We start from the raw sequence: 25,234 nt of genomic DNA, 5'->3' as shown, positions 1-25,234 counted from the left end.
CTCAGGACCTTTCCGGTACGCGCCGACGCCACCAGCCGCGGCGCGGCCGGTCGGTGTCCCGCTCGGCCAGCGCTCGACGCTGGATCAGGGTGAACACGATGATGATCAGGAACAGGACGAACGAGATCGCCGCGCCGGAGCCGTAGTCGAAGTCCCGGAAGGCGGTCCGGTACGACAGGTAGGCCGGGGTGAGCGTGGTCTTGGCCGGGTCGCCCTGGCTCATCACGTACACCTGGTCGAAGACCTGCCAGGAGCCGATCATGCCGAGGGTGAGCACCAGGAAGGTGGTGGGCCTGATCATCGGCAGGGTGACGTACCGGAAGCGCTGCCACCGGGACGCGCCGTCGAGGGTGCTCGCCTCGTCCAGCGTGACCGGCACGTTCTGCAGCCCGGCCAGGAACATCAGCATGAAGGTGCCGGAGGTGGTCCAGACGACCAACGTGATGATCGAGATCATCGCGACGCTCGGGCCGGCCAACCAGTCCCACCAGGTCAGTCCGAACGGGCCACCGTCGGCCAGTGCCGCTGGCGGCGAGTCGACGCCGACCACGCCGAACAGCAGGTGCAGCACACCCCGGGAATCGGCGAACCACTCCGGGCCGTCGATCCCGACGAAGCCGAGCAGCGCGTTGACCGCGCCGGAATTGGCGAAGAGGAACAGGAACACCACGCTGATCGCGACCGAGCTGGTGACCGAGGGGAAGTAGAAGGCGCTGCGGAAGAAGCTCTTGCCCTTGAGCATCCGGTTGTTGACGACCAACGCCAGCCCGAGCGCGAGCACGGTCTGCGTCGGCACCACGATCGCCACGTAGTAGATGTTGTTGCGGATGCTGGTCATGAAGTCGCGGCGGGCCAGCCCGTCCTCGGTGAACAACTGGGTGTAGTTGTGCGCGCCGACGAACGGGACGTCGCCGGTGAAGGGGCTGCCCTGGCCGTTCCAGTCGGTCAGGCTGACCCAGAGCGCCATCAGGATGGGCAGCAGCAGGAACAGCCCCAGGATGACGATCACCGGCGCAACGAAGAGCCAGCCGGCGAGGTTCTCGTTGCTCCGGATGCCGCCCCTGCCTCGGCGGGTGCCGGCCCCGCCCGCGGTCGCCACGGCGGTCAGTGTCTCGGTTGCCATCTTCCCTCCCTTCCTCTCTCCGGCCGACGTGCGGCGGGGACCCCGGTGCTGGCCGGGGCCCCCGCCATCACCTCAGCTGCCGCCGAGCGCCGCCTTGGCGTTCTTGTCGAAGTTCTGCAGCACGGTCTTCGGGTCGCCGTTGGCCAGCGCCTGCAGGCCGGTGTCGAGGTCCTTGAGGACGCTGTCCATCTTCGGGGCGTTCACCGGACCCTGGGCGTACGCGGCGCCGTCGATGAACGGCTTGTCCTCGGGGTTGGCCGCGGTGTACTGGTCGCGCACGGACTGCCGGGACGGCATCACGCCGACCGCCTTGGCGAAGGTCAGCTGCTGCTCGCCGCTCGTCATCGCCTCGACGAACTTGATCGCCTGATCCTTGTACTTGCTCTTCGCGGCGATGCCCCAGCACTGGGTGAAGGAGAGGGTGCCCTGCCCCTTGGGGCCGGCCGGCAGCGCCACGACCTTGTACTTCACGTTCGGGAAGTCGTTCTGCAGAGCACCCTTGATCCAGTTGCCCTCGATGGTCATCACGGCCTTGCCCTTGCCGAACGCCTCACCGGACCAGCCGGCGTCGAGCTGCTTCGGGTACTTGGCCAGGCCGGTGCCGAGCATGGTCTTGACGTACTGGAGGGCGGCGAGGTTCTCCGGGGTGTCGGCGGTCGGCTGCTTGCCGTCCTTGCTCACCAGCCAGCCGCCGTTCTGCACCATGAAGGCGCCGACCCGGTCCCGGGTGTCACCGAGGGCCAGCGCAACCTGCCCCTTGGCCTTGATCTTCTGGGCGGCGGCGGTGAGCTGCTCCCAGGTCGTCGGCACGTCGGCGTCGGTCAGCCCGGCCTTGCTCCACAGGTCGGTGTTGATCTGCAGGGCCAGGGTCGAGAAGTCCTTGGGCGCGCAGTAGAGCTTGCCGTCGTACGTGAAGGTGGTGCGCAGGCTCTCGTAGAAGTCGCCCGAGTTGCTGATCTTGTCGCCGTACGGCTCCAGGGCTCCGACGCTGGCGTAGTTGGCGAACTGGGCCGCGTCCACGTAGAAGACGTCCGGCGGGGTGCCGCCGGCGAGGGCCTGACCGAGCTGCTGGGTGAGGTCCTGCGCCGGGGTGACCGTCGCGGTGTTGCCGGAGCTGCTGGCCCACTTCGCGGCGGCGTCCTGCACGGCCTTGGTCTCGGCCTCGCCGGACGAGCCGATCAGGATCTGCAGGCTGGCGGGGCCGCTGGACTGGGCGGTGTCGCCGGAGGAGTCGTCGAAGCCGCTGCCGCAGGCGGCGGAGCCGAGGAGGGCGACGGCCGCGAGGCCGGCCACCGCTGCCCGGGTGATTGTTCGGGGTGCCATGGTTTCTCCTGGTGGGGGGTGGGACTACGCGGTGTGCCGCAGTGCCAACGAGGGCTGGAGCAGCACGGGGGTGGGGGTCTCGTGGTCGCCGTCGAGGACCCCGGTGAGCAGGTCCACGCAGCGGGCGGCGGCCTCGCCGAGCGGTTGGCTGACGCTGGTCAGCCCGACCGCGGCGGCCACCGGCGTGTCGTCGAAGCCGATCACCGCCACGGGCGGGTCGACGCCGCGAATCGCCTGGAGGGCGCCGAGGGCGAGTGAGTCGCTGGCGCAGACCACGGCGCTCGGCGCCACGGTGTCGAGCAGGTCGTGCATCAGGCGTTCGCCCTCGGCGATGCCGTCCTCGGTCTCGCGGTGCAGCCCGGTCGGGTCGACACCGGCCTCGTGCAGCGCGTCGCGCCAGCCGGCGCGCCGGTCGTCGCCGACGCCCGAACCGGCCGGCCAGCCGATGAACGCGATCCGTCGGTGCCCGGCCGCCAGCAGGTGCCGGGTGGCTCCGGCGGTGCCGGCGGCGCCGTCCACGTCCACCCACGGGTGCGCGTCGAGGGCGTCCCAGGGACGGCCGAAGGTCACGAACGGCACGTCCCGCTCGGCAAGCCAGGCGGTACGCGGGTCGCCGTACTTCGTGCCGACGAGTACGAACGCATCCAGCTCGTACGTGCCGAGCAGGTCGTCGTACGTGGCGATTTCGCGCTCGTCGTCGGTGGCGGTGTAGAGCAGCACCCGGTAGCCGGCGGCGTCGGCGGTCTCGGTGAGGCCGTGCAGGAAGCGGTCGAGCACGGAGCCGTTGATGCCGTCGCGGGTCGGGTCGATCCGGGCGGCGATGAGGCGGGACCGGCCGGTGCGCATCTGCCGGGCGGCCTGGTTGGCCCGGTAGCCGAGCGCGTTGATCGCGTCCTCGACCCGCTGACGGGTTTCCTGCCGCACGATGTGCGGGCTGTTGAGCACGTTGGACACCGTCTGCCGGCTGACTCGGGCGTGCCGGGCCACCGTCGCGATGGTCACCTTTTCGGCCACTTAATCCCTCTCGCCATCTTGAACGATCCAATTCGGATAGTGCAGGATTAGATCGTTCAAGTTTCTGGAATGTTTCGCACTTTGCACCGCCAGGGGCGCGTTGTCAAGATGGCCGCCCCGCACCCCGAGGATCTGGAGCTACACCGTGATCGAACGCCAGCTGCAACCCCTCCTGCACGAGTTGGTCGGGGTGGTCTTCGCCCCCACCAGCGCGCTGGGGGACGCGACCGGGCAGATCCGCCCGACCGGCGTCCAGGGCGTCTTCCACGCCGATGCCCGGGTGCTCTCCCGCGCCGAGCTGCGGATCGACGAGCGGGAGCTCGAAGGGCTGACCCGCGGCGACGACGGCCCGCACGGCGCACACTTCGTGAGCCTGGCCCGCTGGCTCGGTGACCCCACGCCCGACCCCACCGTCCGCGTCGACCGGCTCCGGCGGGCCACCCGCAACGGCCTCACCGAGGAGCTGCGGATCGTCTCCACCGCCACGGTCGGCGTACGGGCCACCGTCACCATCGACCTCGGCTGCGACCTGGCACCCATCGAGGTCGTCAAGTCCGGTGGCGCCGCCGCCGCGCTGGAGGCCAAGACCGGCCAACCGGGCATGCTCACCTGGTCAGGCACCGGGATCACCGTCACCGTCACCGCGCCGGGCGCCGACGTGCTCGCCGGCGGCGAGCGGGCCATCACGCCCCGGCTGGTCTGGCCGGTCGACCTGCCCCCCGGCGGCGAGATGGTGCTGCGCTGGCAGTTGACCGTCGACGACCCGCGCGCCGTTGTCGTCGGCCCGGTCGGCGAGCCCGAGTGGTCCCGACCCGAGGTGGCCGCCGACGACCGGCGCCTCGTCCGACTGCTCGACCGCAGCCTGGACGACCTGCGCGGCCTCCGACTGGCCGAGACCGGCGCACCCGGGGACGTGTTCCTCGGCGCCGGGGTGCCCTGGTTCCTCACCCTGTTCGGCCGGGACAGCCTCTGGGCCGCCCGGATGATGCTGCCGCTCGGCACCGACCTGGCCGCCGGCACCCTGCGCGTACTGGCCCGCCGGCAGGGCACCCGCTTCGACCCGACGACCGGCGAGGCCCCTGGCAAGATCCTGCACGAGCTTCGCCGCCATGAGCTAGCGCTGCCCGACCACGGGCTGCGCCTTCCACCGGCGTACTACGGCACCGTCGACGCCACCATGCTCTGGGTCAACCTGCTGCACGACGCATGGCGTTGGGGAATGCCCGCCGAGCAGATCGAGCCCCTGCTGCCGCACCTGGAGGCGGCGCTGCGCTGGCTCGGCGAGCACGCCGACCCGGACGGTGACGGCCTGGTCGAGTACGTCGACACCACCGGACACGGCCTGTCCAACCAGGGCTGGAAGGACTCCGGCGACGCCGTCCGCTTCCACGACGGGTCCCTGGCCACCGCGCCGATCGTGCTGGCCGAGGTGCAGGGGTACGCGCACGAAGCCGCCGTGAACGGCGCCGCCCTGCTGGACGCCTTCGGGCGACCGGACGCCGACCGCTGGCGCGAGCACGCCGCCGCTCTGGTCGGCCGGTTCCGCAGAAGCTTCTGGGTCGACGGTCGCCACGGCCCGCAACCCGCGCTGGCCCTCGACCGCGACAAGCGCCCGGTCGACTCGCTGACCAGCAATATCGGCCACCTGCTCGGCACCGGCCTGCTCGACCTCGACGAGGAGGCCCAGGTCGCACACCTGCTCACCACCGACACGATGGCCGCCGGGTTCGGGCTACGCACCATGTCCAGCGACGACGCCGGCTTCAGCCCGCTGTCGTACCACTGTGGCTCGATCTGGACCCATGACACCGCGATCGTGCTCGGGGGGCTGGCCCGCGCCGGGCACCGCGAGGCCGCGCTCGGTCTGGCCGACGGGCTGCTCACCGCGGCCGAGGCGTTCGACTACCGGATGCCGGAGCTGTACGGCGGCGACGACCGGGCGCTGGTGAACCGTCCGGTGCCGTACCCGGCCGCGTGCCGGCCCCAGGCGTGGGCCGCGGCGGGCGCGGTGCTCCTGCTCCAGGCCGCGACCGGCCTCTACCCGGACGTGCCGGGCGGGACGGTCCGGCTGGCCCCGCTTGCCGGAGCCGAGCTAGGCGCAGTCAGCGCCCACGGCCTCCGCGTCGCCAACACCCCGGTCCACGTCGCGGTCGACCGCACCGGCCAAGCCACCGCAACCGGCCTCCCCGCCCCCCTGACCCCAACCCTCCCCACCCAACGCCGCCACCCAATCCCCCAACCCCACTAACCCCAACCCGCACTGATCAGCCGATCGTGATCGACTCCATGTCGGCGACATGGCGGTATCCCAACGGCCGGACAGCGCAATATCGGCGACATGGAGTGGATCATTCGCCGGCCGCAGCGGCCGGGCCGGGAGGAGACGCCCCCAAGACGGGACGAAACGGCCTAGGGCAGGTTGGGACGCGTGGGGCTAGGCCAAGACGAGCCGACCCGGCCAAGTCGCGCGGGACGGGGACAGGGCTTGGTCGATCTCGGGGGCTAGAGGGTTTGTTCGGCTATCAGTTCTTCGTCGTCCATTGCGCCGGTGGGGTGGAAGCCAAGGGACGTGTAGAGGGCGGCGGCCTGGAGGTTGTCGGGGTGGTACGAGAGGCGGACCGGGGGGTTGCCGTCCTTGGCACCCAGCCAGGCGGCCAGGGTCCGCACTGTCGCTCTGCCTACGCCGCGCTTCTGCTCGGCGGCGTCGATGAGCATTCCGCCGATCCAGTGCGAGCCGTCGTCGTCCACGCCCCACATGACGTGGCCGACGACGGTCTCGTCGGCGTACACGGCCAGCGAGGTCCACACCTCGGAGCGGCTGCTGAGCAGCAGGTAACGCGCACCCAACGCGGCCACGAACCGGCGCTGGTCATCACGCGGGGCGACGTCGGCCACCGCACGCCAGTTGTCGTCGTCGACCGGCCGCAGCGTCACTCGCCGCCCGCGCCGGTCCAGGTGTCCCGCATCGATCATCCGGCGGATGCTACCCGGCCCGCGCCTGCAGACCTTGGATACTTCCGTCAGCGCGGAACGGAAACCGTCCAAGATCTGCAGTGCCGCGATGGGTGGGAGGAATGGGCCGGTCAGTCGAGCAGGGCGTCCAGGCCGACGGTGAGGCCGGGGCGGTTGCGGACCGCGCGGACGGCCAGCAGGACGCCCGGCATGAACGACGCCCGATCGTAGGAGTCGTGCCGGATGGTCAGGGTCTCCCCGGTGGCGCCGAAGAGCACCTCCTGGTGGGCGACGAGCCCGGTGGCACGTACCGCGTGGACGCGTACCCCGTCGATCTCGGCACCGCGCGCGCCCGGCACCTCGTCCTTGGTGGCGTCCGGCACCGGGCCGAGGCCGGCCTCGGCGCGGGCGCGGGCGATCTGCCGGGCGGTGTGCGTGGCGGTGCCGCTCGGGGCGTCCAGCTTGGCCGGGTGGTGCTGCTCGATGATCTCGACGGACTCGAAGTGTCGGGCGGCCCGCGCGGCGAACTGCATCATCAGCACCGCGCCGATGCCGAAGTTCGGGGCGATGACCACGCCCACCTCGGGCTTGCGGGCCAGCCACTCGCGCACCTGCTCAAGCCGCTGCTCGCTGAAGCCGGTCGTGCCGACAACGGCGCTGATGCCCTGGTCGATGCACCACTGCAGGTTGTCCATGACGACGTCCGGCGTGGTGAAGTCGACGACCACCTGCGCGGCGGAGGTGGCGGAGCGGTCATCGCCCTGGTCGATCGCGGCGACCAGTTCGACGCCGTCGGCGGCGTCGACCGCCTTGCAGACCTCGATGCCCATCCGGCCACGGGCACCCAACACGCCGACCCGCAGCGGCTCGGCCGGGGTCTTGTCCTGCTCGTCAGTCACGGGGCACAACCTATCCCAATCGGGACGTGCCCTTCCGGCCGGATCAGGTGCGCTCCACCCGCCGGGACGCCACTGCCGGGACGCCCGACCGCGCCGGGCGGCAGCCCTCAGACGGTGAAGTCGCTCGCGCCGAACGGGCCGACCACGGCCAGCGACATCGGCCGGCTCAGCAGTTCGGCGGCAAGGGTGTTCACGTCCGCGACGGTCACCTCGTCGACCCGGCGGAGCAGCTCGTCCACCGGCATCAGGTCGCCGTAGAGCAACTCGCCCTTGGCCAGCCGGCTCATCCGCGAACCGGTGTCCTCCAGGCCGAGCACGAACGAGCCCTTGCTCATCCCCTTGCCCCGGGCCACCTCGGCTTCGGTCAACCCGTCGGCGGCCACCCGGGCCAGTTCGGCGCGGGTCAGGGCCAGCACCTCGTCCACCTTGCCCGGCGCGCAGCCGGCGTAGACGGCGAACAGGCCGCTGTCGGCGTACTGGCTGGCGTAGGAGTAGACCGAGTACGCCAGGCCACGCTGCTCGCGGATCTCCTGGAACAGGCGGCTGGACATGCCACCACCGAGCACGTTGTTGAGCACCCCGAGGGCGAAACGCCGATCGTCGAGGCGGTCGATGCCGGGGCAACCGAGGATGACGTGCGCCTGCTCGGTCTCCTTCGGCTCCACCAGGGTGGTCGCCGGCTTGGTGCGTACCGCCGGGGTTGCCGCGCGGTGCGGCGCCGGCGTCGCCGGGTCGCTGTCCAGCGGGGTGCCACGCACCGCCTGGCGGACCAGCTTGACCACCGCGGCGTGGTCGAGGTTGCCGGCGGCGGCGATGACGATCTGCGGTGCGGTGTAGCGATCCCGGTAGAAGCTCTGGATCTGCGGCCGGGTCATCGGTGTGACGGTGTCCGCGGTGCCGGAGATCAGCCGACCCAGCGGGTGATCGCCGTAGACGGCCTGGACGAAGAGGTCGTGCACCTCGTCACCGGGCTCGTCGTCGTGCATGGCGATCTCTTCCAGGATCACGCCACGCTCGGTCTCGACGTCGGCCGGCTCCAGCAACGAGTCGGCGACCAGGTCGCACATCACGTCGATCGCCAGCGGCAGGTCCTCGTCCAGCACGCGGGCGTAGTAGCAGGTGTATTCCTTCGTGGTGAAGGCGTTGGTCTCACCACCCACCGCCTCGATCTGCGAAGAGATCTCCAGCGCGGTGCGCTTGTTGGTGCCCTTGAAGAGCAGGTGCTCAAGGAAGTGCGCGGCACCGGCCTGCGGGCCGGTCTCGTCGCGCGAGCCGACCGCCACCCAGATGCCGAACGAGACGCTGCGCATCGCCGGAATCGCCTCGGTGAGGACGCGCAGGCCGCTGGGCAGCACGGTACGTCGTACCGTGCCGCCCAGCGGGTCGTCGCTGAGCGTCCGGGTCACCGCGCGAGCGGCGCCGCCGGAGCGGCCCGCCCCGGTGTCCCGAGAGGCCACCCCCCGTCGATCCGGTGGAAACGGCGCGCTGAAGGCCCGACTCACGTAGTGCTCCCGGTTCGACGAGGGGTGGGTGATGCGATGTACGACGATCAGCTGTGCCGGGTCCGGCGGCGCGGACGCTCGCCGCCCTCGCCACCCTCGCCGCCGCCGCCGTTGCCGCCCTCGCCGCCACCGTTGCCGCGCTCCGGGCCACGTGCGCCCCGGTCGCCGCCGCGGTCACCGCGGTCACGCGGGCCCCGGTCGCCCCGGTCCCGACCAGCCGGCCGGTCGCCACCGGCGGCCTCACCGGCGGCCGGCGCCTCGGCGCCCTCCGGGCGGACCTTGTCGAGGTAGATCTTGCCGCGGGCGTCGATGTCCGCGATCTCGACCTCGACCCGGTCGCCGACGTTGAGGAAGTCCTCGACGCGCTCGACCCGCTTGCCGTCGCCCACCTTGGAGATGTGCAGCAGGCCGTCGCGGCCCGGCAGCAGGGAGATGAACGCGCCGAACGCGGCGGTCTTGACCACCGTGCCGAGGAAGCGCTCGCCCTGCTTGGGCAGAGTCGGGTTGGCGATCCCGTTGATCCGGTCGACAGCCGCCTGGGCCGACGGGCCGTTGGTGGCGCCGACGTAGATCGTGCCGTCGTCCTCGATGGAGATCTCGGCGCCGGTCTCGTCCTGGATCGCGTTGATGGTCTGACCCTTCGGGCCGATCACCATGCCGATCTTGTCCACCGGGATCTTGACGGTGGTGACCCGCGGGGCGTAGTCCGACATCTCGGCCGGAGCCTCGATCGCCGCCTTCATGACCCCGAGGATGACCTGCCGGGCCTCGTTCGCCTGCTGCAGCGCGGCGGCGAGCACGTCCGACGGGATGCCGTTGAGCTTGGTGTCGAGCTGGAGCGCGGTGACGAACTCCGGCGTGCCGGCGACCTTGAAGTCCATGTCACCGAACGCGTCCTCGGCACCGAGGATGTCGGTCAGCGTCACGTACTGGGTCTTGCCGTCCACCTCGTCGGAGATGAGCCCCATCGCGATGCCGGCGACCGGCGCCTTCAGCGGGACACCCGCGGAGAGCAGGCCCAGCGTCGACGCGCAGACCGAACCCATCGAGGTCGAGCCGTTGGAGCCGAGCGCCTCCGACACCTGCCGGATGGCGTACGGGAACTCCTCGCGCGACGGCAGCACCGGGATCAGCGCACGCTCGGCGAGAGCACCGTGGCCGATCTCGCGACGCTTCGGCGAGCCGACCCGGCCGGTCTCACCGGTCGAGTACGGCGGGAAGTTGTAGTTGTGCATGTAGCGCTTGCGGTTCTCGGGGGACAGCGTGTCCACCATCTGCTCCATGCGGAGCATGTTCAGCGTGGTGACGCCCAGGATCTGGGTCTCGCCCCGCTCGAACAGCGCCGAACCGTGCACCCGGGGCAGCACGCCGACCTCGGCGGTCAGCGCCCGGATGTCACGCGGGCCACGTCCGTCCATGCGGACCTGCTCGCGCAGCACGCGGTTGCGCACCTCGGACTTGGTCACCGACCGGAAGGCAGCGCTGAGCTCCTTCTCCCGGCCCTCGAACCGACCACCCAGCTCCTCGGCGACGCGGGCCTTGACCCGGTCCAGGGCCTCCTCGCGGTCGGCCTTGCCGGCGATGGTGATCGCCTCGGCCACCTCGGTGCGGGCCAGCTCGGCGACGGCGTCGTACACGTCGTCCTGGTAGTCCAGGAAGACCGGGAACTCGCTGACCGGCTTGGCGGCAACCTCGGCCAGCTCGCTCTGCGCGCGGCACAGCTCACGGATCGCCGGCTTGGCGGCCTCCAGGCCGCTGGCCACGACCTCCTCGGTCGGCGCGGTGGCGCCGGCCGAGATCAGGGCGACGGCGTTCGGGGTGGCCTCGGCCTCGACCATCATGATCGCGACGTCGCCGTCTTCGAGCGTGCGGCCGGCCACGACCATGTCGAAGGTGGCCCGGGCCAGCTCCTCCAGGGTCGGGAAGGCAACCCACTGGCCGTCGATGTGTGCGACGCGGGTCGCACCGATCGGGCCGGAGAACGGCAGGCCGGAGAGCTTGGTCGACATCGAGGCGGCGTTGATCGCCACGACGTCGTACGGGTGCTGCGGGTCGAGCGCGAGGATGGTCTCGACGACCTGGACCTCGTTGCGCAGGCCCTTGACGAAGGACGGGCGCAGCGGCCGGTCGATCAGGCGGCAGGTGAGGATCGCGTCCTCGCTCGGCCGCCCCTCACGGCGGAAGAACGAGCCGGGGATGCGGCCCGCGGCGTACATCCGCTCCTCGACGTCGACGGTCAGCGGGAAGAAGTCGAACTGCTCCTTCGGGTGCTTACCGGCCGTGGTGGCGGAGAGAACGACCGTCTCGCCCAGCTGGGCGATGACGGAACCGGCGGCCTGGCGAGCCAGCCGACCGGTGGAGAAGGTGATCTCGCGGGTGCCGAAGGACCCGTTGTCGATCACGGCGGTACGGGATTCGGTGCCGAGTTTGGTCTCGGTCATGTGCTGTCGTGCTCCTTCGCGTCGTGGGCCCACGACATCGGGGAGCTGCTCAGCCGGCCGGTCTTCGATCGAAGCGCCCGGGTGGTCGGCAGAATGCCGGGTTCCCGGGGGCCACTACCGGAGACCGGTACGCTGACCGGCTCCCTCTCGGGTGGTCGCGCGGCCCGTTTTCTTCAGGTGGGACGCCGTACGGGGGAGCAGCCTCCTCGGCCACTCCCCCGTCACGTCACCGGCGCAGGCCGAGCCGCTCGATGAGCGACCGGTAGCGGGCAATGTCCTTCTTCTGGACGTAGTTGAGCAGCCGACGGCGCCGGCCGACCAGCAGCAGCAGACCACGACGGCTGTGGTGGTCGTGCTTGTGCACCTTCAGGTGCTCGGTCAGCTCGGCGATCCGCTTGGTGAGGACCGCGACCTGGACCTCCGGCGAACCGGTGTCGCCCTCGACGGTCGCGTACTCGGCACGGATGCTGGCCTTGGCTTCTTGATCGAGCGCCATGTTCTCCCTGTTTCGGTGGGTTGATCAGTAGGTGTCCGTCGTCCCGGTGGACCGGGAACGGACCGGTACCTCGCACCCGCGGCGTCGAGCAGGCACGCGAGGCCCCACGCCGGTCACCCGACGTCTCGGCAAGACTACCAGCACTCGCCGGTAACACCCGGCCAAGGGCCTCGGAGGGGCCACGTCACCCCCGCGATGATCAGGCCAGAGCGCTTCGGGTACGCGCGACGTCCTGGTCCATCTGGGCGATCAACGGCTCGATCGAGTCGTACCGGATCTGACCGCGCAGGTGGGCCACGAAGTCCAGGGCCAGCCGCTCGCCGTAGAGGTCGCCGGAGAAGTCGAGCGCGTACGCCTCCACCCGCCGCTCCCGGCCGGAGAAGGTCGGGTTGGTGCCCACCGACACCGCGGCCATCAGCGGCTCGTGCTGCCCGCGACGGATCAGCCGGGCCGCGTACACCCCGTCGGCCGGGACCGCCGCGTAGCGGTGGCAGAGCAGGTTGGCGGTGGGGAAGCCCAGCTCCCGTCCCCGCTGGTCGCCACGGACCACGACGCCCTCCAGCCGGTGTGGGCGGCCCAGCGCGGCGGCGGCCGCGCCGACGTCACCCGCGTCGACGCAGGAGCGGATGTACGTGGAGGAGAAGACGGTGCCGTCCTCGGCGACCAGCGGGCTGCCCTCGACGCTGAAGCCGAAGGTCTGACCGAGGCGCTCCAGCAGTGCCACGTCGCCGGCCGCCCGGTGCCCGAAGCGGAAGTTGCCGCCGACCACCACCAACGCGCCGTGCAGGTGCTCGACCAGGACGTCGTGCACGAACTGCTCGGCCGGCAGCCGGGAGAATTCCGGCGTGAACGGCACCACGCAGAGCACGTCCACGCCGAGCGCCTCGATCAGCTCCGCCTTGCGGGCCGGCTCGGTGAGCACCGCCGGATGCGAACCGGGGCGAACCACCTCGGCCGGGTGCGGGTCGAAGGTGACCACCACCGACTGCACTCCCAGTTCCCGGGCCCGGGCCACGGCGTGTCCGATGGTCGCCTGGTGCCCCTTGTGTACGCCGTCGAAGACACCGATGGTGACGACCGAGCGCCCCCACCCACCGGGCGCCGCGTCGTACCCCCGCCACCGCTGCATGCCGTTCCTCCCTGCTGTCCCACCGGCCGGCGGGTCGACACCGTCGGCCCTGGGCCGACGGACCTGCGCCCCGCCGTCAGGCCGGGGCGAGCACGATCTCCGCGCGAGCCCGTCCGTCCCGCTCGCTGACGATAGCGATGAGCCCGCCCGTCGGTCCGAAGACGGCGTACGGGCCGGTGAGTCCCGCCGGGTCGAGCGGGCCGCCGTGGGCGAGCACCCGGGCCTCGTCGGGCGTGGCCTCCCGGCGCGGGAAGAACCGGTCGGCCGCCGCGTCCAGCGGCAGGTTCACCACGTCCGGGGCGCGCTGCTCCAACTCGTCGAGGGTCGCCGCCTCGGCGAGGGCGAAGCCACCCACCGCGGTCCGCCGCAACGCCGTCAGGTGCCCACCGACACCGAGCGCCAGGCCCGCGTCCCGGGCGATGGCCCGGATGTACGTGCCGGAGGAGCAGGTCACGTCGACGTCCACGTCCACCACGTCCGGCTCGGTGCGGCGGATGGCCAGCACGTCCAGCCGGGAGATGGTGACCCGCCGGGCGGGCAGTTCGACGCTCTCTCCGTCGCGGACCCGCTTGTACGCCCGCTGCCCGTCGATCTTGATGGCGCTGACCGCGCTCGGCACCTGGTCGACCTCGCCGCTCAGCGCGCCCAGCGCCGACCGGATCGCCTCGTCGGTGACCTGGCCGGTCGGCGCGGTGGCGATCACGTCGCCCTCGGCGTCGTCGGTGACCGTGGCCTGACCGAGCCGGATGGTGCCGGTGTAGCTCTTGCCCGCGCCGATGACGTACGTCAGCAGGCGGGTGGCCCGGCCCACGCCGATCACCAGCACACCGGTGGCCATCGGGTCGAGGGTGCCGCCGTGACCGACCCGCCGGGTCTTCGCCAGTCGGCGGATCCGCGCCACCACGTCGTGCGACGTCATGCCGCCGGGCTTGTCGACCACGATCAGACCATCGGTGCTCACGTCGGCCAAGCCTGCCAGATGGCCCGTACCCCGCAGTGCCTGGGCACGCCCGGCGTGACCCGAGCCTCCGCCCTGCGGGCTGAGCGGCTTTGTCGGGACGAGGCGTCGATCAGGCGGTTTGTCAGGCAGGGCATCCGGCCGACCCCTGCGGGTGCGAAGATCATCCGCCCGCTGCCGTCGACCCAAGATCGGACCGCCGATGAGCCCCGACCGCCGTCCGGCCCATCACCACCGCGCGAGGGTCGACCTGCCGGAGTGGATGCGGCATCCGGCGCCGAGGCGATGGACCCCGGCGCGCTACGTCGACGACCTGATCGAGAGCTGGCCGGCGCTGCGGACCGTGCGCCGGGCCGTGTGGCACTGGCGCGACCGGACCCGGTGGAGCGAATCGCATCCGAACCTCGTCGCCGTGCTGTCGTTCGTCGTGGCCGCCGTCCTCGGGACCGTGTTGGTGACCGGCGCCTACTACCTGCTTGCGCTGGCCACCAGCGGCGAATACTGACGGAGGAACGATGGAACACACGTCGCCGAACGAGCCCACGCCGACGGACCCGGTCGAGCCGCCACCGGCCGCGGTCGCGCAGGTCAACCCGGTGCAGCTACCGGAGTGGATGCGGTCCTCGCAGACCGAGCACCAACCCACCGGATGGGACCGCGTCCGCTTCTTCTCGGCCCGGCACAACGGGGCACTGCTGGTCGGCCTCGGGCTGGTGCTGGCACTGCTGATGGTCGTCGGCGGCGTGGTGCTTGTCGGCCGGATCACCGGTGGTGGCGGCGCGTCCGCCTCGGCGAGCCCCACAGCGAGCCCGACGCCACCGCTGAGCAGGGTCGGCGAGCCACGGGACCTGTTCGCCGGGTCGCCCGCGGCCTCCTTCGCGCCAGCCGAGGAGGCCGTGCGGATGCCGGCGGCCAAGGGGACCGGGCCGTTCACCGAGACCCAGGTGCGGACCGCGCTGGAATCGGTGCGCAAGGCACTGGTCGAGAGCCGGATCGACATCTCGATGTTCATGGGCGACCCGGAGCCGTTCCTCGCGTTGCTCGCCCCGGACACCCGCGAGCAGATCCGGGCGGACTTCTCCAACAACAGCTTCCTGCGGTACGCGACCCGGATGGCGTCGCCGTCGGAGTGGGAGCCTGGTGCCCGCGCCGACGGCCGGATCAGCTACCGGGCCACCAAGGCGAACGGCATCCGGGTACTGGAGGTCTCCACGGAGTTCGTCTGGGCGTACCCGTTCGACGTGGACCTGCGGGCGCCCGCCGGTGCCAGCGTGGTGGCGCTGCGCGACCGCGTGGTGTGGCAGGTGCCGCACCCGGACGACGTGCCGGCCTCCGCCCGAGGCCTCTGGATCACCTCGGCAGATGCCGTGACCTGGAACGCGGACTGTGACGCGCTGCGGGACGGTTGGGTACACGAGCAGTTCTGGGTGGCCGACGTGCACCGGGACCGGATTCCCGCGGGTGACCCGGGCACGATCTTCGACCTCGAGGCGCCCGCGCCGACGACCACGCGCTGCTGACCGGCGGGGCGGCGGCGTCAGCGGACCGCGCCGGTCACCGCCCAACTGCCGTTGCGCAGACGCAGCAGCAGCGCGACCAGCCGGATCACCACGAACAGGGTGAGCCCGGCCCAGATGCCGCCCAGCCCGAGGTCGAACCCGTAGGTCAGCCAGATGGCCGGCAGGAAGCCCCCGAGCGCCGCCACGATGGTGAGGTTGCGCAGGTACCGCACGTCGCCCGCGCCGATCAGCACGCCGTCGAGGGCGAACACCACCCCGGCCAGTGGCAGCATGGCGACGAACCACGGCCAGGCCGTCATGGCCTGTGCGCGTACCCCCGCATCGGAGCTGAACCACGACGGCACGACGCCGGCGCCGGCGGCGACGACCAGCGCGAAGCCGACGCCGCAGACGCCGCCGAGCAGCCCGATCCGGCGGGCCAGCGCCCGGGCGCCCGCGTCGTCGCCGGCGCCGAGCGCGGCGCCGACCAGGGACTGCGCGGCGATCGCTAGGGCGTCGAGCACCAACGCGGTGAAGAACCAGAGTTGCAGGGCGATCTGGTGGGCACCGACGGCGGCGGCGCCGAAGCGGGCGGCGACGGCTGTCGCGGAGAGGAAGCTGGCCTGGAACGCCACCCCTCGGATCAGCAGGTCCCGGCTGAGCACCAACTGCTGGCGGATCACGCGGGGCCGGGGCCGCAGCGACACCCGCTCGGCGACCAGCGCCGCGGCGAAGAGCGTCCCGCAGAGCGTCTGCGCGACGACATTGGCCACCGCCGAACCGACCAGGCCCAGCCCGCCGGGGTAGACCAGCAGCGGGCAGAGCAGCGCGGAGAGCAGGTTGGGGCCGAGCACGAAGACCAGCGGTCGGCGAGTGTCCTGCACACCGCGCAGCCAGCCGTTGCCGGCGGCGGCGAGCAACAGGCCGGGGGCGCCGAGGGCCGCGATCCGCAGCCAGTGCGCGGCGGCGTCGGCCACGTCGCCAGTTCCACCGACGAGGGTACGCGCGAGCGCGCCCCCGCCGAACTGCATGCCGATCGCGATCAGCAGGCCGACACCGAACGCCAGCCAGGACGACTGGACGCCCTCGGCCACCGCGGCGGCGCGGTCGCCTGCGCCGAAGCGGCGGGCCGCGCGCCCGGTGGTGCCGTACGCGACCACGGTGCCGACCCATGCGGTGAGGGTCATCACCGTGCCGCCGACGGCGAGCGCGGCGAGTGGCACCCGGCCGAGGTGACCGACCACGGCTGTGTCGACAAGCACGTAGAGCGGCTCGGCGGCGAGCACCACGAGAGCCGGTAGGGCGAGGCTGGCGATCCGCCGGGGGGACGCGACGAGGGTGCTGGTGTTCATCGTCGGCGATCCTGTCACGGCCGGAGTAAGGATCGCAAGAGCCGGCAGCACTTACCGGGGCGACTCTGGGGTTGCCCCGGCCAACGGTTGACGGACCGGTGGGCCTGTCCGCCCGGGCGGGGTGGCCGGTCAGGCGGCGACGCGGTCGACGGAGGCCGTCGGCGACGTCACCGCCGGACGGGTCGGATCACTGACGGGTGTCCATCGACGTCTGCAGGGCGCGGCGGGCCTGCTCGCGGGCGTCGTCGGTGGTCTCGGGCTTGGGCTTGTTCGGCATGGTGGCGCTCCTTCCAGGGCGCGAGCCGCCGGCACGCGGCGGCCCTCGCGGGCGGTCGTGCTGAGCGCCCCACGGCAGTCCGGGGTTACCGGAGCAGCCGGCTGGGCAGCGTGAGCCCGGGTCGGTCCGACCCTGGAGGGAGGCGGCACGAGGTGTGGCACCACCACCCATGACCTGCGCCGCCACGCGGCACCGGCCCGTCTCCCAAGTTATCGTTCAGGTCCACATGCTGCTTACGGTTCCCGCCATATGGACAGGCGGCAACCCGGTTCAGCGGGCCAGGAAGTGCCAGCCCAGCCACCACCAGAACCCGAACAGACCGATCCGGCCCACCGGCACCGGGCCAACCTCGTAGCGCATCACGTACGCGCAGACCTCGCCCAGGGTGGGGATCCGGGAGCCCTCCCGCCGGGCCATCCACTCCACCACCGCGAAGAGGGCCAGCGCGGTGAGAAAGCCGCCGATCGCGAGCGCTCGCATCATCGCCGCACCAGCCCCCAGAAGGCGGCCAGCCAGGCGAACCACGCCGCCGACCGGGTCAGGTGATCTTCCAGGAGAGGATCGGCCAGTCGGGAGAAGGTGGGGAACTCATCGCCAGCCGCCAGCACGAAGGTCACGCCCTCGAAGACCCCGAAGACCACCACCGGCACCGCCCACCAGACCGCCCCCGCGCCCAGCCGGCGCGGCGCCGGTCGGCGGGGCACCCGATTGCTCAGACCGAGCCAGATCAGCACCCCGCCGGTGCCAAGGGTGAACAGATTCGCCTCGGTGGAGAACGACACGAACCGACCACCGACTAGCGACAGGCAGACGAGGACGGGAACGGAGACGGCGGGCCGATCCCAGGCGCGGGGGGCCTCCACGGTGAGGTCGTGCGGCTGCTCCATCCCGCAATTCTTCCCGGTCTCACGGAGCGCGGGAAGACCAACACTCCCCGGAACTGACCCTGATCTTCTCGGCCAATCGATCGACGGCGACGATTACGTTCGCCGGTGTCAGCCGCCGGGGCGGATCAGTGCGGCGCCCAGTTGGCCGCGGATCGACTCGACCACCTGCTCGGCGCTGCCCCGACCGGTGAACCCGGCCGCGAACCGGTGACCACCACCGCCGAGCGTCACCGCGACCCGGCTGACGTCCACCGCGCCCTTGCTGCGCATCGACACCGCCCACTCGCCGGGCGTGGTCTGCTTCAACACGCAGCTCACATCCGCCTCGGCGGTGCACCGCACCGAGTCGATCAGCGCCTCCAGCACGTACGGCCGCTGGTCGTGCCGGGCCAGGTCGTCCAGGGTGGCAAAGGTCCAGACCAGCCCTCGGCCACCAGCAGCGGCCGGCTCCAACTGCGCTCGGCCGAGCACCTCACCGAAGAGACGCACCGCACCGAAGGGCCGGGTGTCGAAGACCCGCCGGGAGATGTCACCGGGCGAGATGCCGGTCGCCAGCAACCGGGCGGCCATCTGGTGGACCGCCGGGGTGGTCGCCTCGAACCGGAACGAACCAGTATCCGTGGTCAGGGCCACGTAGAGGCACTCGGCGATGGCCGGATCCACCACGACCCCGAGCCGGGCCAGCAGTTGCTCAGCCACCACCGAGGTCGCCGCGGCACCCGGGTCGACCAGGTTGACCGTGCCGAAGCCGAGGTTGGAGGCGTGGTGATCGAGCACCAGCGCCGCAGGAGCGGACGACAACCGCCCGGCCAGCTCACCGAGGCGTGACTCGCTCGCCGCGTCGAAGCAGATCACCAGGTCAGGTGCCGGGTCCGCAGCGCTCGCCGGAACCAGCAGATCGAGCCCGGGCAGCCCCCGGAACGGCTCGGGCACCTCCGGCGGCCCGGGAAAAGTCGCCTGCACCTCGCGTACGCCGAACTGCCGCAGCCCCAGACCGAAGCCGAGCATGCTGCCCAGCGCGTCGCCGTCCGGGTTGACGTGACAGATCAGCAGCACCCGACCGCTCGGCGGGAGAGCCCGCACCAGCGCCTCGGCCGCGGCCCAGTCCGTCTCGGCGGGAGCAAACCCGGCCGCCCCGGCGAGCGGGACGCTGGCGGTGCTGGTCACCGCGTTTCCCCACCCCGCGGGGTGCCCTCGGCGCCAGTGGCCTCCTCGGCCTCGGCCGTCTCGTCGGCCTCATCCGTCTCGTCATCCACCCGGTACGGCTGCGCTTCGCCCGCGTACTCCGCCTGGGCGGCGAGCCGCTGCACCTCGGCGTCGGCGTTGCGGGCGGCGGCGAGCAGGTCGTCGATGTGCTTGACCTGGTCCTGCACGTCGTCCAGGACGAACGTGAGGGTCGGCGAGTGCCGCAACCCGAGCGCCTTGCCGACCGTGCTGCGCAACAGCCCCTTGGCGCTCTCCAGCGCCGCGGCGGTGTCCGCCTGGGCCACCGCGTCACCGAGCACGGTGTAGAAGACCGTCGCGTCACGCAGGTCCGCGGTGATCCGGGCGTCGGTGATGGTGATCATCCCGAGCCGCGGGTCCTTGATCTGGCTCCGCACCACCGACGCGACCAGCTCACGCACCCGTTCCGCGTGCCGGCGTACCTTGGCCGGATCAGACATCTCGCCACCTCCACGGCGTCCTGCTCCCGGCCGACCCGACGACCCGGAGGTCGCCGGCCGACCGGCCAACATCTCGAACATTACCTTCGCGGCCGCACCGGTCGCCCGGCACAGCCGGCACCGTGGTCAGTCGTCGTCCACGCCGTACAGCCGCCGCCGCACCGACAGCAACTCGACCTCGGGGCGGCCGGCCACCAGACGCTCACAGGAGTCGAGCACCTCGCGGACGTGCCCCGTCTCGGCGGCCACCACGGCCACCGCTATCTGCGCTCGACCATGCAGGTCGAGCGCACCCACCTCGGCGGCCGACACCTCGAAGCGGCGCAGCGCCGCCACGATCGGCCGTACATATGATCTCTTGGCTTTGAGCGACCGTGAGTCGCCCGGCAGCAGCAGGTCGAAGACCGCGGTTCCGGTGAACATCGCCTCGGACGATACCGCCAACCCGCCCCGCATGATCAAGGGGTTTACGCCATTCGGCGTAAACCCCTTGATCAGCGTGTCACTGCCGGATCAGGCGCGAACCTTCTCCCGCATCTCGAAGGTCTCGATGACGTCGCCGACCTGGACGTTGTTGTAACCACCCAGGGTCAGACCACACTCGAAGCCCTCGCGGACCTCGGTGGCGTCGTCCTTGAACCGCTTGAGCGAGGTGATCGTGAGGTTGTCCGCCACGACCGTCCCGTCCCGAAGCAGGCGAGCCTTCGCGTTGCGTCGGATGATGCCCGACCGGACGATACAACCGGAGATGTTGCCGATCTTGGACGAGCGGAAGACGTCGCGGATCTCCGCGCTGCCCAGCTCGACCTCCTCGTACTCCGGCTTGAGCAGGCCCTTGAGCGCTGCCTCGATCTCCTCGATGGCCTGGTAGATGACGGTGTAGTACCGGATCTCCACGCCCTCGCGGTCGGCCATCTCACGGACCTTGTTCGAGGCCCGCACGTTGAAGCCGATGATCGTGACCGGCTCGGACGAGGCACTCGCGAGCATGACGTTGCTCTCGGTGATCGCGCCGACACCCCGGTCGAGGACCTTGAGCTGGACCTCCTCGGGAATGTCGAGGTTGAACAGCGCGTCCTCCAGGGCCTCCACAGAACCAGAGACATCGCCCTTGAGGATGAGGTTGAGCGACGTCTTCTCGCCCTCCTTGAGCTGCTCCATGAGCGTCTCAAGGGTGGCCCGACCACGGGAGTTGGCGAATGCCGCCGCCCGCCGCCGTGCCTGCCGCTGCTCGGCGATCTGCCGCACCGTGCGGTCATCCGCCGCGGCGAGGAACGTGTCACCCGCACCGGGCGGCGCGGTCAGACCCAGAACCATGACCGGACGGGCCGGCCCAGCCTCGGAGAGCTGGTTGCCGTTCTCGTCGAGCATGGCCCGGACCCGGCCGTGCGCCCCGCCGGCGACGATCGAGTCGCCTGCCCGCAGGGTGCCCTTCTGCACGAGCACCGTCGCCACCGCACCGCGACCCTTGTCCAGGTGCGCCTCGATGGCCACACCCTGCGCCGGCCCGTCGATCGGAGCGGTCAGCTCCAGCGACGCGTCGGCGGTCAGCAGGACAGCCTCGAGCAACTCCTCGATGCCGATGCCCGGCTTGGCTGCCACGTTGACGAACATGGTCTCGCCGCCGTACTCCTCGGCGACCAGGCCGTACTCGGTGAGCTGCTGGCGGACCTTGTCCGGGTTCGCCTCGGGCTTGTCGACCTTGTTGACCGCGACCACGATCGGCACGTCGGCCGCCTTGGCGTGGTTCAACGCCTCGATGGTCTGCGGCATCACGCCGTCGTCGGCCGCGACCACCAGGATCACGATGTCCGTCACCTGGGCACCACGAGCACGCATGGCGGTGAACGCCTCGTGACCCGGGGTGTCGATGAAGGTCACCGCGCGGTCCACACCATCGTGCGGAACGTGCACCTGGTACGCACCGATGTGCTGGGTGATGCCACCCGCCTCACCGGCAACGACGTTCGCCTTACGGATCGCGTCGAGCAGCTTGGTCTTACCGTGGTCGACGTGACCCATGACGGTCACCACCGGCGCACGGCTGACCAGACGCTCCTCGGCCACCTCCGCGTCGAGGTCGATGTTGAACTGCGCGAGCAGCTCGCGGTCCTCGTCCTCCGGGCTGACGATCTGGATGTCGAAGCCCAGGTGCTCACCCAGCAGCTGCAGGGTGTCGTCAGAGCAGGACTGGGTCGCGGTGACCATCTCGCCCAGGTTGAACATCTCCTGGACCAGCGAACCCGGGTTGGCGTTGATCTTGTCGGCGAAGTCGGACAGAGAGGCGCCACGGGAAAGCCGGACGACCTGACCCTGACCCCGGGGAGCACCCGAGCTCATGGTCGGAGCCGACAGGTTGTCGAACTCCTGTCTGCGCTGCTTCTTGGACTTGCGACCGCGCGTCGGCCGGCCACCCGGACGCCCGAAGGCACCCGCGGCGCCGCCGCCACGGCCACGACCACCCGCACCCGGACGACCGCCGCCGCCGGACGGAGCACCCGGACGGAAACCGCCACCGGGAGCACCGCCACCGCCGCCGGGACCGCCACGGTAGCCACCGCCACCGCCGGCACCCGCGCCGCCACCAGGGCCGCCGCGGTAACCGCCACCGCCACCGGCGCCACCGCCGGGACCGCCACGGAAACCACCGCCGCCGCCACCGGGACGACCAGCGCCACCGCCACCGGGGCGACCAGCGCCACCGGGACCGGGGCGACCGGCAGCCGGACGCTGACTCGGCATGGACGCCGGGCTGGGCCGCGGCGGCATGGAGTTCGGGCTCGGCCGCGGCGGCATGCCCGCCGGGGTGTTGGGCCGAGGGCCACCCGCGCCGGCGGCCGGGGGCCGCTGCTGCTGGCCACCCTGGATGCCGAACGGGTTGTTACCGGCGCCGCGCGCCGGCGGGCGACCGCCCGGCCGGGCACCCGGACCCGGAGCCGGCGTGCTCGGACGAGCAGCCGGTGAACCGGGACGGGGGGGCATCGCGGCGGGACCCGGCCGAGGGCCGGGACCGGGGCGGTTGCCCTCTGCCGGAGGCTCCCGGCGAACGGGGTTGTCCCGCTGCTGCTGGCGGGCGGCCTGCGCGGCCTTGACCGCGGCCTCCTGCTCAGCCTTCAGCGCGGCGGCACGCGCCTCCGCGGCCGCCACCTCGATGTCGTGGGCACTCGCCGGCTTGGCGACCGGGGCCGCCGGTTGCGGCGCACCGGGCACCGGACCCTTGGGCTTCGGACCGGGTGCCGGCGCGGCCGGCCGCCGAGGCGGCATCGGCTTGGCCGAGACCCGGGGCGCGCCCGGGGTCGGGGACAGCGTCGGGGTCGGATTCGAAGCCGGCGTCGACGCAGGCGCCGACGGGGCGGCCGGTGCCGGAGCACCGGCGGACGCGACGAATGCGTTACGCAGCCGCCGGGCGACGGGCGCCTCGACGGTGCTGGACGCGGACTTCACGAACTCGCCCATTTCCTTCAGCTTGGCGAGAACGGTCTTACTCTCGACCCCGAGCTCTTTTGCAAGCTCGTGTACGCGGGCCTTGCCTGCCACTGCACTCCTCACTCCGAGGTCGTGCGGGCAGCACCCGCAGCGACCTCACTCGTGCACTTGAAGCCTGGTCATTTCAGGGACTTCATCGTGTGCTCATGTCGGTCGTCCTACCCTGCTAGCGACCCTCGCCCGGTCGGGCTGACCGGACGTAGTGGTTGGCGCATCGACGTGCTCTGCCAGCAAACCGTGGTCGAGAACCTCGGTGATGCGCAGCGCGCGCCCGAAGGCGCGGCGACGCACCGCCAGCGCGAAGCAGGCCGGATCCGGGTGCATGTTCGCTCCCCGACCCGGCAGCCTGCGGCGCGGATCAGGCCGGAGACTGAGACCAGCCTCGTCCCTGACCGCGATGACCCGCAGCAATTCGCTGGCCGGCGCACGTTGCCGACAACCCACACAGGTGCGTTCCGGCGTTGCGCGTCGTACCACTGGAGGAAGTCTACCCCTAGCTGCCCGAGATCGCGCCGCCCGGCTCCCGCACGTGATCAGCTGCCTCACGCGCGGCCGGGGCGGTCTGCTCCGCGTCGGACCGAATGTCGATCCGCCAACCGGTCAGTCGGGCCGCGAGTCGGGCATTCTGCCCCTCCCGACCGATCGCGAGCGACAACTGGAAGTCCGGAACGGTCACCCGGGCGGCTCGACCAGCCAGGTCGACCACCTCGACCCGCAGCGCCTTGGCCGGCGACAACGCGTTGCCGACGAAGGTGGCCGGGTCGTCCGACCAGTCGATAATGTCGATCTTCTCACCGTGCAGCTCACTCATCACGGCGCGCACCCGCTGGCCCATCGGGCCGATGCAGGCGCCCTTGGCGTTCACTCCGGGGGTGGTGGAGCGTACGGCGATCTTCGTGCGGTGACCTGCCTCACGGGCGATCGCGCCGATCTCCACCGTGCCGTCGGCGATCTCCGGCACCTCCAGCGCGAACAGCTTCTTGACCAGCGCCGGGTGCGACCGGGACAGGGTGATCTGCGGGCCGCGCATGCCCTTGGCGACGTGCACCACGACGCAGCGGACCCGCTCGCCGTGCGCGTACCGCTCGCCGGGCACCTGCTCGGACTGCGGCAGCACGCCCTCCAGCTTGCCGAGGTCGACGCTGACGATGCCCTTCTCGGTGCGCGTCTCGTGCGCCTGCACCACGCCGGTGACCAGGTCGCCCTCGCGACCCACGTACTCACCGAAGTGCACCTCGTCGGTGGCCTCCCGCAGGCGCTGGAGGATCACCTGCTTGGCGGTCATGGCGGCGATCCGACCGAAGTCGTGCGGGGTGTCGTCCCACTCCCGCACCAGGCTGCCGTCGGAGTCCATCTCCTGCGCGTACACCAGGGCGGCGCCCGACTTGCGGTCGATCTCCACCCGGGCGTGCGGTTCTGCGCCGTCGGTGTGCCGGTAGGCGGTCAGCAGCGCGGTCTCGATCGCCGCGAGAATCGTGTCGAACGGGATCTCCCGCTCGCGCTCGAGTGCGCGCAGCGCCGCGAGGTCGATGTTCACCTCTCCTCGTCCTCCACATCATCTTCGTCGTCGATGTCGTCTGAATCGTCGATCTCGTCTGAATCGTCCGCGTCGTCGAACTCTTCGTCCGGCTCGCCGAGTTCGGCGAGCCGGGTGAACTCGACCTGCACGCGACCCGGGCCGAGCTGGGCGTACGCCAGGGAAGCGCGACCACTCTCGGTCTCCAGCTGCACGCCCTCGTCATCGGCCGCGACCACCCGACCGGTCAGCTGACGGTCACCGGCGGGCTGCTCACCACGCTGGCCGGGCAGCGAGGTCGCGCCCCGGACAGTGACCTTGACCAGCCGACTCACGTTGCGCCGCCAGTGGCGGGGCAGGGTGAGTGGCCGGTCGACGCCCGGCGAGCTGACCTCGAGCTGGTATTCCCCGGCGACGATGTCGCCACCGGTCTCCTCCGCGGCGTCCAGCGCGGTCGACACCGCACGGGAGACGTCCGCGACCGCGTCCAGGTCGATCCCGCCGTCCTTGTCCACCATCACCCGCACCACGTGCCGGCGGCCAGCCCGAGAAACCGACAGGTCCTCCAGGTCGTAGCCGGCATCGTTGACCACGGGCTCGATCACGGTCCGCAGCCGGGCACGCCGCGCGGCGAGATCACCGCCGCGGGGGCCCGCACCATCGCGGGGTCGACCTGTCGAGCTGGTGGCACGGCCACGCTGCGTCATCTCCGCACC

At 71.5% G+C, this 25,234-nt stretch carries 23 protein-coding genes; 3 read left to right on the top strand and 20 right to left on the bottom strand.

The annotated features are described in order from the left end of the window. Position 1: 1 nt before the first annotated feature. The 3 genes from JOD64_RS21445 to JOD64_RS21435 all read right to left on the bottom strand — a co-directional run bounded on the left by JOD64_RS21445 (position 2) and on the right by JOD64_RS21435 (position 3,460). Positions 2-1,123 (bottom strand): carbohydrate ABC transporter permease, encoded by a 1,122-nt coding sequence (locus tag JOD64_RS21445; RefSeq protein WP_204943842.1) that lies wholly within the window; start codon positions 1,121-1,123, stop codon positions 2-4. 72 nt (positions 1,124-1,195) lie between these two features. Then, positions 1,196-2,446 carry a sugar ABC transporter substrate-binding protein gene (locus tag JOD64_RS21440; RefSeq protein ID WP_204943841.1) on the bottom strand — a complete coding sequence of 417 codons (1,251 nt, stop codon included), beginning with the start codon at positions 2,444-2,446 and terminating at the stop codon, positions 1,196-1,198. A 24-nt stretch (positions 2,447-2,470) separates the two neighbouring features. Continuing rightward, positions 2,471-3,460, bottom strand: a complete 990-nt coding sequence (locus tag JOD64_RS21435) for a LacI family DNA-binding transcriptional regulator (protein WP_204943840.1) — start codon at positions 3,458-3,460, stop codon at positions 2,471-2,473. A gap of 145 nt (positions 3,461-3,605) precedes the next feature. Between JOD64_RS21435 and JOD64_RS33535 the strand changes: the two genes are divergently transcribed. Beyond that, positions 3,606-5,708: an amylo-alpha-1,6-glucosidase gene (locus JOD64_RS33535; protein ID WP_204943839.1), complete on the top strand. Its 2,103-nt coding sequence runs from the start codon at positions 3,606-3,608 to the stop codon at positions 5,706-5,708. Positions 5,709-5,962: 254 nt separating this feature from the next. Here JOD64_RS33535 and JOD64_RS21425 read toward each other — a convergent pair whose 3' ends face one another. The 7 genes from JOD64_RS21425 to truB all read right to left on the bottom strand — a co-directional run bounded on the left by JOD64_RS21425 (position 5,963) and on the right by truB (position 13,840). Next, positions 5,963-6,433, bottom strand: a complete 471-nt coding sequence (locus JOD64_RS21425) for a GNAT family N-acetyltransferase (RefSeq protein WP_204943838.1) — start codon at positions 6,431-6,433, stop codon at positions 5,963-5,965. A 110-nt stretch (positions 6,434-6,543) separates the two neighbouring features. Continuing rightward, positions 6,544-7,311, bottom strand: coding sequence for a 4-hydroxy-tetrahydrodipicolinate reductase (gene dapB, locus JOD64_RS21420; RefSeq protein ID WP_204943837.1), 768 nt, complete (start codon positions 7,309-7,311; stop codon positions 6,544-6,546). 107 nt (positions 7,312-7,418) lie between these two features. Further along, entirely contained in the window at positions 7,419-8,813 is a 1,395-nt protein-coding gene (locus tag JOD64_RS21415) for a M16 family metallopeptidase (RefSeq protein ID WP_204943836.1), read from the bottom strand. A 47-nt stretch (positions 8,814-8,860) separates the two neighbouring features. After that, positions 8,861-11,254 carry a polyribonucleotide nucleotidyltransferase gene (locus tag JOD64_RS21410; protein ID WP_204943835.1) on the bottom strand — a complete coding sequence of 798 codons (2,394 nt, stop codon included), beginning with the start codon at positions 11,252-11,254 and terminating at the stop codon, positions 8,861-8,863. Between the two features lie 226 nt (positions 11,255-11,480). Beyond that, on the bottom strand, positions 11,481-11,750 hold the full coding sequence (rpsO, locus tag JOD64_RS21405) for a 30S ribosomal protein S15 (RefSeq protein ID WP_204943834.1): 270 nt from the start codon (positions 11,748-11,750) through the stop codon (positions 11,481-11,483). A gap of 199 nt (positions 11,751-11,949) precedes the next feature. After that, positions 11,950-12,879: a bifunctional riboflavin kinase/FAD synthetase gene (locus JOD64_RS21400; RefSeq protein ID WP_204943833.1), complete on the bottom strand. Its 930-nt coding sequence runs from the start codon at positions 12,877-12,879 to the stop codon at positions 11,950-11,952. A gap of 76 nt (positions 12,880-12,955) precedes the next feature. Beyond that, on the bottom strand, positions 12,956-13,840 hold the full coding sequence (gene truB, locus JOD64_RS21395; protein WP_204943832.1) for a tRNA pseudouridine(55) synthase TruB: 885 nt from the start codon (positions 13,838-13,840) through the stop codon (positions 12,956-12,958). A gap of 199 nt (positions 13,841-14,039) precedes the next feature. Here truB and JOD64_RS21390 point away from each other — a divergent pair, with 199 nt between their 5' ends. After that, positions 14,040-14,342, top strand: a complete 303-nt coding sequence (locus JOD64_RS21390) for a hypothetical protein (RefSeq protein WP_204943831.1) — start codon at positions 14,040-14,042, stop codon at positions 14,340-14,342. A 10-nt stretch (positions 14,343-14,352) separates the two neighbouring features. After that, positions 14,353-15,357 carry a hypothetical protein gene (locus JOD64_RS21385; RefSeq protein ID WP_204943830.1) on the top strand — a complete coding sequence of 335 codons (1,005 nt, stop codon included), beginning with the start codon at positions 14,353-14,355 and terminating at the stop codon, positions 15,355-15,357. 17 nt (positions 15,358-15,374) lie between these two features. On the opposite strand, the gene JOD64_RS21380 is transcribed toward JOD64_RS21385, so the two are convergent. The 10 genes from JOD64_RS21380 to rimP all read right to left on the bottom strand — a co-directional run bounded on the left by JOD64_RS21380 (position 15,375) and on the right by rimP (position 25,225). Then, a complete protein-coding gene (locus JOD64_RS21380) occupies positions 15,375-16,688 on the bottom strand; it encodes an MATE family efflux transporter (protein WP_204943829.1) in 1,314 nt (437 codons plus the stop codon). A 547-nt stretch (positions 16,689-17,235) separates the two neighbouring features. Continuing rightward, on the bottom strand, positions 17,236-17,445 hold the full coding sequence (locus JOD64_RS21375) for a DUF6186 family protein (RefSeq protein ID WP_203151123.1): 210 nt from the start codon (positions 17,443-17,445) through the stop codon (positions 17,236-17,238). After that, positions 17,445-17,852 carry a hypothetical protein gene (locus tag JOD64_RS21370; RefSeq protein ID WP_184182526.1) on the bottom strand — a complete coding sequence of 136 codons (408 nt, stop codon included), beginning with the start codon at positions 17,850-17,852 and terminating at the stop codon, positions 17,445-17,447. The genes JOD64_RS21375 and JOD64_RS21370 overlap by 1 nt, the downstream gene beginning before the upstream one ends. A 108-nt stretch (positions 17,853-17,960) precedes the next feature. Further along, positions 17,961-19,019: a DHH family phosphoesterase gene (locus JOD64_RS21365; protein ID WP_204943828.1), complete on the bottom strand. Its 1,059-nt coding sequence runs from the start codon at positions 19,017-19,019 to the stop codon at positions 17,961-17,963. After that, a complete protein-coding gene (gene rbfA, locus JOD64_RS21360; protein WP_204943827.1) occupies positions 19,016-19,516 on the bottom strand; it encodes a 30S ribosome-binding factor RbfA in 501 nt (166 codons plus the stop codon). The genes JOD64_RS21365 and rbfA overlap by 4 nt, the downstream gene beginning before the upstream one ends. A gap of 126 nt (positions 19,517-19,642) precedes the next feature. Further along, a complete protein-coding gene (locus JOD64_RS21355; RefSeq protein WP_110566129.1) occupies positions 19,643-19,939 on the bottom strand; it encodes a DUF503 domain-containing protein in 297 nt (98 codons plus the stop codon). A 90-nt stretch (positions 19,940-20,029) separates the two neighbouring features. Then, positions 20,030-23,053, bottom strand: coding sequence for a translation initiation factor IF-2 (infB, locus tag JOD64_RS21350; protein ID WP_204943826.1), 3,024 nt, complete (start codon positions 23,051-23,053; stop codon positions 20,030-20,032). A 93-nt stretch (positions 23,054-23,146) separates the two neighbouring features. Continuing rightward, positions 23,147-23,479, bottom strand: coding sequence for a YlxR family protein (locus JOD64_RS21345; RefSeq protein ID WP_204943825.1), 333 nt, complete (start codon positions 23,477-23,479; stop codon positions 23,147-23,149). Positions 23,480-23,495: 16 nt separating this feature from the next. Then, on the bottom strand, positions 23,496-24,539 hold the full coding sequence (nusA, locus tag JOD64_RS21340) for a transcription termination factor NusA (RefSeq protein ID WP_110566126.1): 1,044 nt from the start codon (positions 24,537-24,539) through the stop codon (positions 23,496-23,498). Then, the gene (gene rimP, locus JOD64_RS21335; protein ID WP_204943824.1) at positions 24,536-25,225 is read right to left on the bottom strand and encodes a ribosome maturation factor RimP; all 690 of its coding nucleotides are present in this window, start codon (positions 25,223-25,225) and stop codon (positions 24,536-24,538) included. The genes nusA and rimP overlap by 4 nt, the downstream gene beginning before the upstream one ends. Positions 25,226-25,234: the final 9 nt, after the last annotated feature.

Source organism: Micromonospora luteifusca (genome assembly GCF_016907275.1).
Lineage (GTDB): Bacteria > Actinomycetota > Actinomycetes > Mycobacteriales > Micromonosporaceae > Micromonospora > Micromonospora luteifusca.
The sequence above is the reverse complement of the archived record's forward strand: the minus strand, read 5'-3'. Positions and strand labels throughout refer to the sequence as shown.

Coding starts and splice junctions, on each gene's coding strand:
- rbfA (WP_204943827.1), bottom strand. CDS start 19,516: ATGTCTGATCCGGCCAAGGTACGCCGGCACGCGGAACGGGTGCGTGAG.
- JOD64_RS21440 (WP_204943841.1), bottom strand. CDS start 2,446: ATGGCACCCCGAACAATCACCCGGGCAGCGGTGGCCGGCCTCGCGGCC.
- JOD64_RS21380 (WP_204943829.1), bottom strand. CDS start 16,688: ATGAACACCAGCACCCTCGTCGCGTCCCCCCGGCGGATCGCCAGCCTC.
- JOD64_RS21400 (WP_204943833.1), bottom strand. CDS start 12,879: ATGCAGCGGTGGCGGGGGTACGACGCGGCGCCCGGTGGGTGGGGGCGC.
- JOD64_RS21390 (WP_204943831.1), top strand. CDS start 14,040: ATGAGCCCCGACCGCCGTCCGGCCCATCACCACCGCGCGAGGGTCGAC.
- JOD64_RS21425 (WP_204943838.1), bottom strand. CDS start 6,433: ATGATCGATGCGGGACACCTGGACCGGCGCGGGCGGCGAGTGACGCTG.
- JOD64_RS21370 (WP_184182526.1), bottom strand. CDS start 17,852: ATGGAGCAGCCGCACGACCTCACCGTGGAGGCCCCCCGCGCCTGGGAT.
- rimP (WP_204943824.1), bottom strand. CDS start 25,225: ATGACGCAGCGTGGCCGTGCCACCAGCTCGACAGGTCGACCCCGCGAT.
- JOD64_RS21410 (WP_204943835.1), bottom strand. CDS start 11,254: ATGACCGAGACCAAACTCGGCACCGAATCCCGTACCGCCGTGATCGAC.
- JOD64_RS21385 (WP_204943830.1), top strand. CDS start 14,353: ATGGAACACACGTCGCCGAACGAGCCCACGCCGACGGACCCGGTCGAG.
- JOD64_RS21445 (WP_204943842.1), bottom strand. CDS start 1,123: ATGGCAACCGAGACACTGACCGCCGTGGCGACCGCGGGCGGGGCCGGC.
- JOD64_RS21375 (WP_203151123.1), bottom strand. CDS start 17,445: ATGCGAGCGCTCGCGATCGGCGGCTTTCTCACCGCGCTGGCCCTCTTC.
- rpsO (WP_204943834.1), bottom strand. CDS start 11,750: ATGGCGCTCGATCAAGAAGCCAAGGCCAGCATCCGTGCCGAGTACGCG.
- JOD64_RS21355 (WP_110566129.1), bottom strand. CDS start 19,939: ATGTTCACCGGAACCGCGGTCTTCGACCTGCTGCTGCCGGGCGACTCA.